The sequence below is a fragment of the Pseudomonas sp. 2FE genome (assembly GCF_005503735.1).
Taxonomy (GTDB): Bacteria; Pseudomonadota; Gammaproteobacteria; order Pseudomonadales; family Pseudomonadaceae; genus Aquipseudomonas.
The window spans coordinates 1-13300 of the sequence record NZ_SCMO01000001.1; the positions used below are offsets into that span (position 1 = coordinate 1).

Here is a 13300-nt window from a genome sequence, read left to right on the forward strand (position 1 = left end):
GCGTTTATGCATGTGCTGGCCGATGCCCTGACTTCCGTCGCGGCGATTGTCGCACTGCTCGGCGGCAAGCTGTTGGGTTGGAGCTGGCTGGATCCGATGATGGGCCTGGTCGGGGCGCTGATCATCGGGGTCTGGGCCAAAGGCCTGCTGCTCGAAACCGGCAAGGTGCTGCTCGACCGGGAAATGGACAGCCCCCTAGTCGAGCGTGTGCGCAGCGCCTTGGCGCGGGAAGCGGACACCGAAGTGGCCGATCTGCACCTGTGGCGAGTCGGTCAGGGGCAATACGCCTGTATCTTGAGTCTGGTGACCCATGGCGACACCTCGGCAGATCGCTATAAGGCGCGCCTGGCGGGCTTTACCGAGCTGGTGCATGTGACCGTGGAGGTGAATCGTTGCCGCGCGGAGGAGCCTGCTGCGAGGCGGTAGGACTTCTGACTTTAACCAGCTACCCGGGTGGCGCCAAGCGCTTTTCGTCGTGCCGACAAATAAACCCTGAAAACGCAAAAATTACTTTTTCCTGTCACGTTTTTTGGAGTATCTAAAAGACAGACCGTCGAACCCTGCAACACAGGTGGCGGCCATTGGCCCATACCTCGTTTGCAGCTTCTCGCGCCGCGGCCCGAGAAGCCGGCGGCCTCTCCGCGGCGGAGCGCCGTTCTGGCATTCCGTCGCTTGGCTCCTATAAGAAGGTGACCGAGTATGGATGACCACGGACGCTCCAGCCCTACCGCTCCAACCCTCTACGCCCTCGATACGAACGTCCTGATCCACGATCCCAACGCGTTGCTCAACTTTCAGGAACACCACGTTGCCATCCCGATGACCGTATTGGAGGAACTGGATAAGCTGAAAACCGGCAAGCTGGGAGTCGCCGCCGAGTGCCGTCAGGCCATTCGCCTGATCGATAACATTCTCGGTGAAGCCTCACCGGAACAAGTGGAGCATGGGGTACCCATTCAGCGCGACAAGAGTGGGCCTTGTGGCTTTTTGTCGATCCTCATGAGCCGGCGTGCCGAGCCCATCACCTGGCTCCCGGAAGACCTCAACGACAACAAAATCATCAATCAGCTGGTGGAGCTGAAATCGCGTAAGCCCGGTTTGTCCGTGGTGCTGGTGACCAAGGACATCAACATGCGCCTGAAGGCGCGCGCGTGCGGTATCGAGTCCGAGGACTATCACACCGACCAGCTGGTCGACGATATCTCGCTGTTGCCGCGTGGCTATCACACGCTTAACGGCTCGTTCTGGGACCGCGTGAGCAAGGTGGAAACCCGTCAGGATCATGGTCGCACCTGGCACCGTGTGCAGCTCACCGACAACCTGCCGGCGGTGCATATCAACGAGTTCATCGTCGATGAGCAGGGCTTTGTCGGCTGGATCAAGGGTATCAAGGCCGACGAACTGCTGATCCTCGATCTGCATCAGGAGCCGCTGCTGCACCAAGAGGCGTGGGGGCTGCGTCCGCGGGATGTATACCAGAGCCTGGCGCTGTTCGCTTTGCTCGATCCGGACATCCACCTGGTCAACCTGTCCGGCGCTGCCGGTTCGGGTAAAACCATTCTGGCGCTGGCCGCGGCGATCGAGCAGACCATGGTCAGCAAGCGCTACCGGCGCATCATCGCCACCCGCAGCGTGCAGGGGCTGGATCAGGAGATCGGCTTTCTGCCGGGCACCGAGGCGGAGAAGATGGAACCCTGGCTCGGCGCCATCACCGATAACCTGGAAGCCCTGCACATGGATGATGAAAGCACCCATGGCAGCGTCGATTACATCCTCAGCAAGGTGCCGTTGCAGTTCAAATCGCTGAACTACATCCGGGGTCGCAGTTTCCAACAGAGCCTGATCCTGATCGACGAGTGCCAGAACCTCACTCCACACCAGATGAAAACCATCATCACCCGCGCCGGGACCGGCTCTAAGGTGGTTTGTCTGGGCAACCTGGCGCAGATCGATACGCCTTATCTGTCGGCGCCCAGTTCAGGCCTGACCTACCTCACCGAACGCTTCAAGGACTTCCCCCACGGCGTGCACATCACCCTGCAAGGGGTGCCGCGCTCGGTGCTGGCGGAGTACGCCGAAGCCAATATGTAAATCTGTCGATTGCCGGGCGGTTAGGCGCCGCCCGCCCCCTTCTCGTCAATTGGCCGTTATTCAGGCGTGCCGGAATCTGACCCGCGGGTTTACAATCGCCACTCCTCATCAGGAGTAAGGCAGTGTTAACTCATCTCGACTCCCAAGGCCGCGCCAATATGGTCGACGTCACCGAAAAAGCGGTGACTTCCCGTGAAGCCGTCGCCGAAGCCTGGGTGCGCATGCGCCCGGAAACCCTGCAGCTGATCCAGGACGGCGGCCACCCCAAGGGCGATGTGTTTGCCGTGGCGCGCATCGCCGGCATTCAGGCGGCGAAGAAAACCGCGGATCTGATTCCGCTCTGCCACCCGTTGATGCTGACCAGCGTCAAAGTCGAACTGACGGCAGAAGGCACGGATGCGGTGCGTATCCTCGCCCGTTGCAAGCTGGCCGGACAGACCGGGGTCGAGATGGAGGCGCTGACTGCGGCCAGCGTTGCGGCACTGACCATTTACGACATGTGCAAAGCGGTGGATCGCGGCATGGTCATCGAAAGCGTGCGCCTGCTGGAAAAGCTCGGTGGTAAGAGTGGCGCCTTCAAGGTGGACGAGCCCAAGGCCGAGGAGCAATGATGATTCGCGTGCAGTATTTCGCCCGCTATCGTGAGGCGCTGGGTATAGACGCCGAGCAACTGGGCGGCGACAAGACGTTCGCCAGCCTCGACGCGTTGCGTCAGCACCTGCTGGCCCGCGGCGGCGTCTGGGCGGTGTTGGCCGAGCAGAACCTGATGTGCGCGCGCAATCAGGAGCTGTGCAGTCTCGATGAGCCACTGGCGGATGGCGACGAGGTGGCGTTTTTCCCCACCGTGACTGGAGGCTGAGCATGGCCATTCGGGTGCAGCTCGAAGCGTTCGATCCGGGTGTTGAAGTCAACGCTTTGCACGCAGCTAACGTCGGCGTCGGTGCGGTGGTCAGCTTCGTCGGTTATGTGCGCGACTTTAACGAGGGCCGCGAGGTGGCCGGGATGTTCCTCGAACACTTCCCCGGTATGACCGAAAAAGCCTTGGCCAAGATCGCCAGCGAAGCCGAACAGCGTTGGCCGCTGCTGAAGATTGAAGTGCTGCACCGCATCGGCCGGCTGGAGCCCGGCGAGCCGATCGTCTTTGTCGGCACCGCCAGCGCCCATCGCCAGGCGGCATTCGATGCCTGCGCCTTTATCATGGACTACCTGAAAACCCGCGCTCCGTTCTGGAAGAAGGAAGACACCGCCGACGGCCCGCGCTGGGTCGAGGGACGGTGCAGCGATCAGCAAGCAGCTGAGCGTTGGCAGAAAAACTAGGGAAACAGTCTTATTTCTAGGCCTCCTAGAACTGCTGTCCATTGGCTTCGCTGCCGTTTGACTCACCGCCTCGCAGCGCCGCTCCAGCGTGGCGGCGAGCGGCGCCAGTCTTGGCACTCTGGCGCCTGACCCCACCTCACTGTTTAGCGCTATTGCCCAGGATCCCGCAGCGGAATGCGGGAAGGTTTTGGACTGTTGACGATATGTACTTTTAAGTCCAGTATGGACTCACAAGTACAATACAGTGGCGAGCCATGAACCCTCACCGTCAGTCATCAGCCAATCTGTTTGAGCACCTGCCCACCGCTGGTGCCCTTTCTTCTGCCTTGCAACGTAATACCCAAACCGAACTTAACTGCTAGGCCCGTGCCGGCAGCGAGTAGTCCTATACGTCTACGTACAGCGGGAGTCGCAACCATGAGAAAAATCGCACTACTGGGCAGCATCGCCCTCGGCCTGATGGCCTCCAGCCTGTTCGCCGCCGATAAGCCCTTGCGGCTGGGCATCGAGGCGGCCTATCCACCCTTCGCCTATAAAACGCCGGCGGGGGAGATCGAGGGCTTTGACCATGATATTGGTAATGCGCTGTGCGAGCAGATGCAGGTCAAATGCCAGTGGGTCGAGCAGGAGTTCGATGGCTTGATTCCGTCCCTCAAGGTGCGCAAGGTCGATGCGATTCTGTCGTCGATGAGCATCACCGATGAGCGCCGCAAGTCGGTGGATTTCACCGGCAAGTACTACTACAGCCCGGCGCGCCTGGCGATGAAGGCCGGCACTGAGGTCGATGCCGACTTCCAGAGCCTCAAGGGCAAGCGCATCGCGGTGCAACGCTCGACCACCACCGATCGCTTCGCCACCGAGGTGCTGCAGCCCAAGGGCGTGGTGGTGGTGCGCTACAGCACGCAGAACGAGATCTATCTGGACTTGCTGTCCGGGCGACTGGACGGCGTGTTGGCGGATGCCATCCCGCTGAATGAGGGATTTCTGAAGACCGACAGTGGTAAGGGCTTCGCCTTCGTCGGCCCGGATTTCACCGATCCGCATTACTTCGGTGAAGGCGCCGGTATCGCCGTGCGTAAAGGCGATACCACGCTGCTGAATAAGCTGAACGATGCAATCAAGGCGATCCGCGCCAACGGTAAATATCAGACGATTCAGAGTAAGTACTTCGACTTCGATATCTACGGCAAGTAAGCCTGCAGGAAGAAAATAGCCCCGCATCTGCGGGGCTATTTGTTGGGGGAAGGTGAGTGGCTGCTTTCGACCCTAAGCGGTCAGTTGCAGCCCCCTTCAGCAGCCGTGCTCAAGGGCTCTGCTCGTTATTAAAGGGACCGCACTTACTAGAGTTTCTTCTAACTTAGCGATTCAGGTACCCTTGGGCTCATTTGACAGCCGGGATAAGGGAATTCAGTCAATGCAGACCATGGAGATCAGCGAGGAGGAAGCGCAACGCCTTCTCGCGCAAAGTGAGGGCCACTTCCTCGACTTCAAGGCCAAAGAAATTGCGCCCGCCAAACTGACACGATCGATCTCTGCATTTGCTAACGCAGAAGGCGGTGACATCTACATCGGCATTGCTGAGAGTCAAGCTGGTTTCTCGTGGCGGGGCTTCAATGACGCTGAAGACGCCAATCCGTTCATTCACGTTTTCGAGCAACTGTTCCCCATAGGCGATGACTTCACCTATGAATTCCTTTCTTGTGCTGGACGCGATGGGCTTGTACTGCACGTAGCCGCAAGAAAGACTTCGCGAATTGTGATCGCGAGCGATGGTTTTCCTTATCTCAGAAGAAATGCTCAAAAGATTAAGATCGATACGGAAGAGCTACGGCGCAGACTTGAACTCGACAAAGGGATTTACTCTTTCGAAGGTGAAACAGTCGACGTAGATGTCGAGCTAATTTCCGACTCAGAAATCATTGGGCGTTTTCTCACAGCCAATATTCCTAAGCGAAAGTCCTTGGACTTTCTGCGCATGGAGCTATTAATCCGTCGTGGATTACCGAAGGTTGCAGGCGTCCTCCTTTTCTCCGATTTACCGCAAGCGGCCCTACCAGATAGAAGCAGCGTAAAGCTGGCTAGATACCGAACCTCTGGAGCTGCCCAGCGCGAGGCACTGATTGACGCTGCCGAGACGATTGAGGGGCCACTTTACGACTTGATCCACCGAGCGGTTGAGAAAACCAAGAGAATGGTGGAAGCGCACCAAGTTCAGGGGCGAGATGGCCTTGAGCTTGCTAAATACCCCCATGAAACCCTCCACGAAATCATCACGAACGCAATTATTCACCGCGACTACAGCCGTCCGGATCATGTGCATATCAGAGTCTTCGACAATCGAATTGAAGTAGAGAGCCCTGGGCGCCTAGCAGGTCAGGTCACTATCGATAACATTCTGGATGCTCGGGCCATTCGTAATGGCCAGATCAATCGTCTGATTAATAAATTCCCTGACCCACCTAATAAGGACATGGGAGAAGGATTGAACACCGCTGTTGAAGCAATGCGAAGCGTAAGACTGAAGGATCCAATGTTCCGAGAGCTAGAGACGGCTTTTCTTGTGACCATTCCTCATGAGTCGCTCGCTACGGCTGAGGAAATGATCCTCGAATACCTGGGTGAAAACGACACGATTACTAACAAACAAGCGAGGAAGCTCTACCCCGTTGAAACACAGCACCGGATGAGGGCAATCATTCAGAGGATGGTGCAACAGCAGCTACTTGAACCCGTGGAAGGCACTCAGCGCGGCGGCACCAAGTACCGGAAAAAATAGGAAGATGCTATCCGCCGGTTCATTGAAGTGATTTTTAGAGCCACATGGTGCCTGATACTAAACTCGCCGGTGTATGTGAAGTCGATCTGGTGCTATTCGCGCTGCTGAGCGGCCGCTTCTGGCCGAAATCTGCCATCCAATCCATAGCCCAGCCCGCCAGGCAAACACCTCGTCAGCCTTCGCCCTTGATCTCTTTCAAATGCTTGTAGACCGTGGCACGGCCCATATTCAGGACATTCGCCACGTAGTTGGCGGCACTCTTGCCACGGAACGCACCTTCGCCGTACAGGGCTTCGACCAGTTCGCGCTTGTGCTCGCGGGTGAGCAGGTTGAGGCCGAGTTGACGCTGGCGTAGCCAGTTGTGCAGGAAGGTGTTGATCCGCTCCTGCCAGTCGTCGCGAAACAGTGCGTCCGGCTGCGGGATCAGCTTGCTGGAGGAGAGGAACAGGTCCAGCGCGGCCTTGGCGCTCTCGAACAGGGAGATGTTCAGGTTGATGCAGAGCACGGCCAGCGGAGCGCCCTGGGCATCGCGCAGCACGCTGCTGACCGAGCGAATCTTCTGACCGTCCCAGTTGAGCTTCTCGTAGGGGCCGATATTGCGCTCGCCGCGCTCTTCGCTGAGCAAATCCTCCAGCGCTGCGTCGTCGCCGATTTCGCGCTTGGAGATATTGTTGGCGATGTAGTCCACCCGTTGGCTGCGCAAGTCGTGCAGCACCACCTCGGCATGGGGGTAGAACAAGGTGGCAATGGCGTCGGCAATCGCCCTGAAGTTATCCAGGGCGGGGTCTTGGTGGTGCGCTGGCTTCATGCGGGGCGGGGCTCCAGGTGATTGCGGCAGCCGCGCATCAAGCGCGGTGGATGTTGTTAGTGTGCCGCAAAGCGTTGTGAGCGTCATTGCAAGCGCGCCGGGGAGAGTATGGCCGCGCTCAACCCGAAGCGGCTCAGGTGCTCGGGCAGCGGTTGTTGGCGGATCAGCGCGGCGCAGGCTTCGCCCATCGCCGCGGAGGTTTGGATGCCATAGCCGCCTTGACCCGCCACCCAGAAGAAACCCGGTGCTTGCAGATCGTAGCCGCCGACCAGATCGCCATCGGCGACGAAGGAGCGCAAGCCGGCCCAGGTGCGCGTCGGCCGGCGGATGCTCAGCGTGGTGGCTTCTTCGATCTGGTAGATGCCCATGGCGATATCCAGCTCTTCCGGCTGTACATCATGGGGTTCGACCGGGTCGGCGTTGGCGGGCGAGCCGAGCAGCATGCCGGCGTCCGGTTTGAAATAGAAGGATTCGTCGAGGCTCACCAGGCACGGCCAGGTATGGGTATCCAGACCTTCCGGCGGCGCAAAGATGAACGCCGCGCGGCGTTTGGGTTGCAGTCCCAGGGGCAGCACGCCGGCCAGTTCGGCCAGTTTGTCGGCCCAGCCACCAGCGGCGTTGATCAGCACCGGCGCTCGGTAGGTCTCCTTGCCCGTGCGTACTTCCCAGACCTCGTCTAGGCGCTCGATGCTCGTGACTTCACTGTCGCAGTGGATCTGCCCGTTATTGCGGCGGATTCCGCGCAGGTAGCCCTGATGCAAGGCATCGGTATCGATATCGGCGGCGCTCGGGTCGAGCATGGCGCCGTGCACCTTTTCCCGGCGCAGTACTGGCACGATGGCGCAGGCCTGGTCGGCACTGAGCAATTGCATCTCGGGGACGCTGGTCTTGCCGCTCAGGTATTGGCGCTCCAGCTCCTCTGGATCACCGTTGAAATCCACCACCATCTCGCCGCGGGGGCTGAGGAGCGGGTGTTCGCTGAAGCCTGCCGGCGGCATATCGAAGAAGGCGCGGCTGGCGGCGGTCAGGGCGCGTACCTGCGGGCTGCCATAAGCCACGGTATAGAGTGCGGCGGAGCGGCCGGTGGCGTGATAACCGGGCAGCGACTCCCGTTCGAGGACCAGTACCCGGCCATGCGGGGACAGCCAGAACCCGGTGGAGGCCCCGGCAATACCGGCGCCAATGATGAGGAAATCAACCTGTTGCATCGCAGGGCTCCCTATAGGTTGTGGGTGTGCTTGAGATGGTAGAGCGCATTGGCCAGCGCGATGTCTTCCAGGCCCAGGCCGATGGAGCGGAAGAATACCGAGCGCTGGTAGTCGGGCAGCCGCGCCGTGCCGCTCAGCAGTTCCGGCAAGTCGCCGAGAATGGCGCTGTTGCTCCAGCCATGCTGGCTGCTGGCCAGGAGCATTTCACCGGCAGAGTCTGGGGTGGTGGCGCGGTAGTCGCAGTACACATCCATCTGCGCCAGCGCCTGCGGCGGCACCTCGTGAGCGCGCACGGCATTAGTGCTGATCGAGGTGATCAGCGCCGGTTTGCTCAGCGTGCTCGGGTCCAGTACCGGGCTGGCCGACGAGGTGCAGAGCATGATCACATCGGCGTCTGTGACCGCCTCTGCCAGGCTGGCGCTCAGGTGCAGGCGTGGGTCGAGGCGGCTCAGTTCTGTGTGCGCCGCGGCGCTTTGCAGGGCGAGGCCGGGGGCGTAGAGGTGAATGCTCTGCCAGTCACGCAGGCCCTGCACATAGCGCACATGGGCGCGCGCCACGGGACCGCTGCCGATCACCGCGAGACGTTTGGCCTGCGGTGCAGCCAAGGCGTCGATCGCCACGGCGGTGGTGGCGGCCGTCCGCGCGGTGGTCAGTGCGCCGGCATCGCAGAGCAGTAAGGGCTGACCGCTGTCCATGGACATCAGCAGGGTCCAGGCGGTGACCAGTGCACCCTGTTCGCCCTTGATATAGGGCGAGGTCTTGACCCCGTAGACCCGCTCTGCCGCCAGGACTCCCAGGTAATTGATAAAGTCGCCGGCGGCGTTGGGGAACTCCACCAACTGCTGTGCCGGTTGCACGGCAGTAGCGGCGGCCAGGTCGCGGAACATCTTGCTCATGGCCTGGCGCACGTCGACTCTGGCGAGCAATTGCTCGGCCTCGGCGTGCTGGATCACATAGGGTGTGGCGCTGGACATAGTTCCGCTCCGGGGCTGAAAAACAAACTTATTTGTCCATATTGGACTTTTAAGTATTTTTCGGCAAGCGGACAGGTGGACGCTTGTAAGGGAATGACGCGTCCCTGCAAGGTTAGGGGATAGCTGTCGCGGTATCTGTAGGCTGGAGTAGAGCGAAGCCCAGCCAGGCCTCGCTGGGTTTCGCTAAAAAACGGCTCTACCCAGCCTAGGCTTCGTGGCCCGAACCACGGCCATAAAAAAAGCGGAGCAGGTTGCCCTGCGCCGCTTTCTCCTTAGCGCCACGCTTAGTGCTTGCGCGGCACCGGCTTGAGCAGCTCGGTCGGCGGGGTTTCGCAATTGATCTTGCGCCCCAGCAGCGCTTCGATCGGCGGCAGGGCGTAGGCGTCGTCCTCACCGGCAAAGCTGATCGAGGTGCCGCTGGCGCCGGCGCGACCCGTCCGACCGATGCGGTGCACGTAGTCGTCCGGGGTTTCCGGCAGGGTGAAGTTGATCACGTGGCTGATGCCGTCGACGTGGATACCGCGGCCGGCGACATCGGTGGCGACCATCACGCGGATCTTGCCTTCGCGGAAGTCTTCCAGGGTCTTGATCCGCTTGTGCTGCGGCACATCGCCGGACATCTGCGCGGCGCTGACGCCGTCTTTGACCAGGCGTTCTTCGATGCGCCGTACCTCGTCCTTGCGGTTGGCGAAGACCATCACCCGCTCCCAGTCGTTCTGGGCGATCAGGTTATACAGCAGCTTGTACTTGTCGCTGCCCGCCACCGCGTAGACATGCTGCTCAACGGTATCGCTGGCGACGTTTTCCGGTTCGATCTCGACTATGGCCGGGTTAGTGGTCCACTGCTTCGCCAGGTGCATCACGTCCTCGGTGAAGGTCGCGGAGAACAGCAGGGTCTGGCGCTCACCCTTGTGCGGGGTCTGGCGGATGATCTGCCGTACCTGCGGGATAAAGCCCATGTCGAGCATGCGGTCGGCTTCGTCCAGCACCATTACTTCGACCATGTCCAGATGCACTTCGCCGCGCTGGTTGAAGTCCAGCAGGCGGCCGGGAGTGGCGACCAGGATGTCGCAGTGCTTGGCCTCCAGCTGTTTGAGCTGCTTGTCGAAGTCCATGCCGCCGACGAAGGTCATCACGTTGAGACCGGTGTACTTGGTCAGCAAGGCCGCGTCCTTGGCGATCTGCACCACCAGCTCGCGGGTTGGCGCGATGATCAGCGCGCGCGGTTCGCCCATGTAGCGCTCTTTTGGCGGTGGGGTTTGCAGCAGTTGGGTGATGATCGAGATCAGGAAGGCCGCGGTTTTTCCGGTGCCGGTCTGCGCCCGGCCGATGGCGTCCAGGCCTTGCAGGGTGAAGCCCAGAACGCCCGCCTGGATCGGCGTGCAATAAGGGAAACCGAGGTCGTGGATGGCGTGCATCAGCTCTGGCGCGAGCTGGAAGTCATGGAAGCGGGTCTTGCCGGCTTGCGGCTCGACGACGAAGTCCTCCAGCTTCCAGGTGCTGACCGGTGCTTTCGCGGGGCGTGCGCGGCGCGGCTTCTCGGTTTTCGGACTGTCGCTCTTGGCCGTGGTGCTGCGTGGCTGGCGGTCGGTTTGGGCGGCTTGCGGCTCGCGGGCGGTTTGCGCAGGCTTAGGTTGACGCTGGTGGGCGGCACCCTCGGCGGCGGTAGTGGCGGCGGAAGAGGTTGCAACGGGGCCAGACGCGGGCAGTTCGCCCTCGCCTTTGCCAAACATTTTCTTGAGTGCTTTGAGCACGGGAATCTCTTCAATTGATTAAGGAATGAACGCTCGCCAGTGTAAAGCAAGAAACCGGTGTGGCGAAATGTTGCGGCTGCTTGCGTGCCAGAAGCCCTTAAGCTCCGGCGCTGCTCAGCCTTGCGGCAGGCTTTGCAGGAGCAAGCGTTGCACGTTGCCGCCCATGATCGCGGCGATATCCGTGCGGCTGAAGCCCGCCTGCAGCAGAGCTTCGGTCAGTTGGGCCAGGCCCGTGGCATCGAAGGGCGCGTGGATGGTGCCATTGAAGTCAGAGCCCAGGGCCACATGCTCGATGCCGACTTTATCGACCGTGTAACGAATCGCTTTGACGATAGCGGCGACTGAGGTGGCGCACACCGCGGTGTCCCAGTAGCCGATGCCGATCACCCCACCGGTGGCCGCAATGCGCTGGAGGTGTTCGTCGCTGAGGTTGCGTGTGCCTGGGCAGGTGCCTTCGACGCCGGTGTGGGAGACCAGTACTGGGCGTGTGGCGATGGCCAGCACGTCGTCGATCAGTGGTCGCGAGGCGTGGGCCAGGTCGACTAGCATGCCTTTCTCTTCCAGGCGGGCAATCACGCGGCGACCAAAGGGCGTCAGCCCAGCCTTTTCCAGGCCGTGGGCGGAGCCACCGACTTCGTTGTCGAAGAAGTGGGTGAGCCCGGCGATGCGAAAGTCCGCGTCATACAGGCGGTCGACGTTCGCCAGCTGGCCCTCCAGCGGGTGCAGGCCTTCGGTGGCGAGAATGGCGGCGAGGCGCTGTGGGTCCTGTTTCCAGGCTTGGATAAAGGCGGCCAGTTCAGCGCGATTTCTCACCAGCACCAGGCGCCCAGCGCTATCGGCAGCGGCCTGATGCAGTTTCTGACTTTGGTAGAGGGCGCGCTCGAGTAGGCTGGTCCAGGTCGCGCGCGGCCAGCGCTGGGCCATGACCAGCAGGGTGATGTTGTCGCTGTCGCTGGCATTTTTCTCGTAATTCAGGCCGCGCGGGGTCTTGGTCACGGTGGAAAACACCTGCAGGCCCACCCGGCCTTCGAGCATCCGCGGCAGGTCCGAGTGGCCGTAATCCACACGCTTGAGCAGGTCGCGTTCCCAGAGCAGCGCATCGTCGTGTAGGTCGGCGATAAACAAGCTGTTGTGCAACTGCTTTGCATCGGCGCTGGCCGGGTAGGGCGCAGGCGTAGCAACGCTATTGAGCTTGCGGTCGAGCAGGTTAGGCAGGCTGAAGAAGATCGCGAGGCCGATGACTGGCAGGGTGATCAGGGCCATCGAGAGTTTGCGCATGGGTAGCATCCGAGCTTGTTGTTATGCCGGGCACTCTAGCAAAGCTACGGGCATAGGAATGAGTTAAAAACGCGACGCAGCATCGATTCGGCGCAGCCACTATAGGCACGTTTTTAGCCGCAGAGGCAGTTGCGACCTTGTTGCTTGGCTTGGTAAAGCGCGCTGTCGGCGCGGGCGATCAGGCTTTGCAGGCTATCTTTGGCGCGCACTTGCGCCAGCCCGATGGACATGGTGACACCGGGCAATACGCCGACTGGGGAGTAGAAGGCGCTGACTTGTTCCAGGCTCCGGCGCAGCCGTTCACCGATGCTGCGGCCTTCCTCTGCGGCAATTTCCGGCAGCAGGATGACGAACTCCTCACCGCCATAGCGGGTCAGGCTGTCCTTCGGCCGTAACTGGTTACGCAGGGTATGCGCGACCAGGCACAAGGCATAGTCACCGGCCAGATGGCCATGCTGGTCGTTGTAGGCTTTGAAGTGGTCGACATCCAGCATCAACAGGCACATCGGTTGGCCGTTGAAGGCGCAGCGAGTGTTCTCGCGCGCAAACACAGGCTCCAACCAGCGGCGGTTGAAGGAGCCGGTGAGGGTGTCGATATTGGCGTTTTGCTCACGGTCGAGGATGATTTGGTTGCCCTGGCGCACGCGCTCGCAGAGCAGCTCCAGCAGGTTCTGCAGCAGTTGCGGCGATTGCGTGAGCAGCTTGAGCAAGGATTCCCGGTGCAGGCGCAGCACGAGGCTCGGCACCGCGGCGACCACATAGGCGCAGGGGCGGTCGTTGTCGATAAAGCTGATTTCGCCGACGCACTCCCCCGCTTCTAGGGTGCTGACCGCCTGGTTATCCAGCGAGCCGAGGTAGACCTGGAGCTGGCCTGCGAGCAGAAGATAGAGGTGCTGATTGCGCTTGAACGGCGAAAGCAGGACTTCATCGGCCTCTAATTTGCAGGCGCGAAATTCCTTGAGGAGCAGTGCGAGGTTACTGGCAGCGACGTTGTGAAACAGTCGCAGTTGCCGTATTTGCTGCAGGTCTGCCTGCCAATGCGCGGTTTTCATCGCAAGGAGGGTGGTTGGCCGGGCTGGCTGCGAGAGGTGGGG

Annotated in this window: 13 protein-coding genes; 7 read left to right on the forward strand and 6 right to left on the reverse strand. The window is 60.8% G+C overall.

Going from position 1 to position 13300, the window contains the following annotated elements; genetic code table 11:
- The 7 genes from FFS12_RS00005 to FFS12_RS00035 all read left to right on the forward strand — a co-directional run.
- The coding region (locus FFS12_RS00005) for a cation transporter (protein ID WP_137884967.1) at positions 1-426 on the forward strand (426 nt) is incomplete at its 5' end.
- A gap of 273 nt (positions 427-699) precedes the next feature.
- Entirely contained in the window at positions 700-2091 is a 1392-nt protein-coding gene (locus FFS12_RS00010) for a PhoH family protein (protein WP_137884968.1), read from the forward strand.
- Between the two features lie 122 nt (positions 2092-2213).
- The gene (moaC, locus tag FFS12_RS00015; protein ID WP_137884969.1) at positions 2214-2702 is read left to right on the forward strand and encodes a cyclic pyranopterin monophosphate synthase MoaC; all 489 of its coding nucleotides are present in this window, start codon (positions 2214-2216) and stop codon (positions 2700-2702) included.
- Positions 2702-2950 carry a MoaD/ThiS family protein gene (locus tag FFS12_RS00020; protein ID WP_137884970.1) on the forward strand — a complete coding sequence of 83 codons (249 nt, stop codon included), beginning with the start codon at positions 2702-2704 and terminating at the stop codon, positions 2948-2950. Before moaC ends, FFS12_RS00020 begins: the two co-directional genes overlap by 1 nt.
- A gap of 2 nt (positions 2951-2952) precedes the next feature.
- Positions 2953-3408, forward strand: a complete 456-nt coding sequence (gene moaE, locus FFS12_RS00025; protein WP_137884971.1) for a molybdopterin synthase catalytic subunit MoaE — start codon at positions 2953-2955, stop codon at positions 3406-3408.
- Positions 3409-3825: 417 nt separating this feature from the next.
- A complete protein-coding gene (locus FFS12_RS00030; RefSeq protein ID WP_137884972.1) occupies positions 3826-4602 on the forward strand; it encodes an ABC transporter substrate-binding protein in 777 nt (258 codons plus the stop codon).
- A gap of 220 nt (positions 4603-4822) precedes the next feature.
- On the forward strand, positions 4823-6184 hold the full coding sequence (locus FFS12_RS00035) for an ATP-binding protein (protein WP_137884973.1): 1362 nt from the start codon (positions 4823-4825) through the stop codon (positions 6182-6184).
- Positions 6185-6356: 172 nt separating this feature from the next.
- On the opposite strand, the gene FFS12_RS00040 is transcribed toward FFS12_RS00035, so the two are convergent.
- From FFS12_RS00040 to FFS12_RS00065, 6 genes are all read right to left on the reverse strand, one after another.
- Entirely contained in the window at positions 6357-6992 is a 636-nt protein-coding gene (locus tag FFS12_RS00040) for a transcriptional regulator (RefSeq protein WP_137884974.1), read from the reverse strand.
- 83 nt (positions 6993-7075) lie between these two features.
- Positions 7076-8200, reverse strand: a complete 1125-nt coding sequence (locus FFS12_RS00045; RefSeq protein WP_137884975.1) for an FAD-binding oxidoreductase — start codon at positions 8198-8200, stop codon at positions 7076-7078.
- 11 nt (positions 8201-8211) lie between these two features.
- Positions 8212-9174 carry an ornithine cyclodeaminase family protein gene (locus FFS12_RS00050; protein ID WP_137884976.1) on the reverse strand — a complete coding sequence of 321 codons (963 nt, stop codon included), beginning with the start codon at positions 9172-9174 and terminating at the stop codon, positions 8212-8214.
- Positions 9175-9458: 284 nt separating this feature from the next.
- Positions 9459-10928: an ATP-dependent RNA helicase RhlB gene (gene rhlB / locus FFS12_RS00055; RefSeq protein ID WP_137884977.1), complete on the reverse strand. Its 1470-nt coding sequence runs from the start codon at positions 10926-10928 to the stop codon at positions 9459-9461.
- A gap of 114 nt (positions 10929-11042) precedes the next feature.
- Positions 11043-12206, reverse strand: a complete 1164-nt coding sequence (locus FFS12_RS00060; protein WP_137884978.1) for a dipeptidase — start codon at positions 12204-12206, stop codon at positions 11043-11045.
- A gap of 113 nt (positions 12207-12319) precedes the next feature.
- On the reverse strand, positions 12320-13258 hold the full coding sequence (locus FFS12_RS00065) for a GGDEF domain-containing protein (protein WP_137884979.1): 939 nt from the start codon (positions 13256-13258) through the stop codon (positions 12320-12322).
- Between the last annotated feature and the right edge of the window lie 42 nt (positions 13259-13300).

What these genes read in the sequence shown, in the direction of transcription:
- FFS12_RS00040 (WP_137884974.1), bottom strand. Translation starts at nt 6,992, where the DNA reads ATGAAGCCAGCGCACCACCAAGACCCCGCCCTGGATAACTTCAGGGCG.
- FFS12_RS00065 (WP_137884979.1), bottom strand. Translation starts at nt 13,258, where the DNA reads ATGAAAACCGCGCATTGGCAGGCAGACCTGCAGCAAATACGGCAACTG.
- moaE (WP_137884971.1), top strand. Translation starts at nt 2,953, where the DNA reads ATGGCCATTCGGGTGCAGCTCGAAGCGTTCGATCCGGGTGTTGAAGTC.
- FFS12_RS00045 (WP_137884975.1), bottom strand. Translation starts at nt 8,200, where the DNA reads ATGCAACAGGTTGATTTCCTCATCATTGGCGCCGGTATTGCCGGGGCC.
- FFS12_RS00010 (WP_137884968.1), top strand. Translation starts at nt 700, where the DNA reads ATGGATGACCACGGACGCTCCAGCCCTACCGCTCCAACCCTCTACGCC.
- FFS12_RS00030 (WP_137884972.1), top strand. Translation starts at nt 3,826, where the DNA reads ATGAGAAAAATCGCACTACTGGGCAGCATCGCCCTCGGCCTGATGGCC.
- FFS12_RS00020 (WP_137884970.1), top strand. Translation starts at nt 2,702, where the DNA reads ATGATTCGCGTGCAGTATTTCGCCCGCTATCGTGAGGCGCTGGGTATA.
- FFS12_RS00050 (WP_137884976.1), bottom strand. Translation starts at nt 9,174, where the DNA reads ATGTCCAGCGCCACACCCTATGTGATCCAGCACGCCGAGGCCGAGCAA.
- FFS12_RS00035 (WP_137884973.1), top strand. Translation starts at nt 4,823, where the DNA reads ATGCAGACCATGGAGATCAGCGAGGAGGAAGCGCAACGCCTTCTCGCG.
- FFS12_RS00060 (WP_137884978.1), bottom strand. Translation starts at nt 12,206, where the DNA reads ATGCGCAAACTCTCGATGGCCCTGATCACCCTGCCAGTCATCGGCCTC.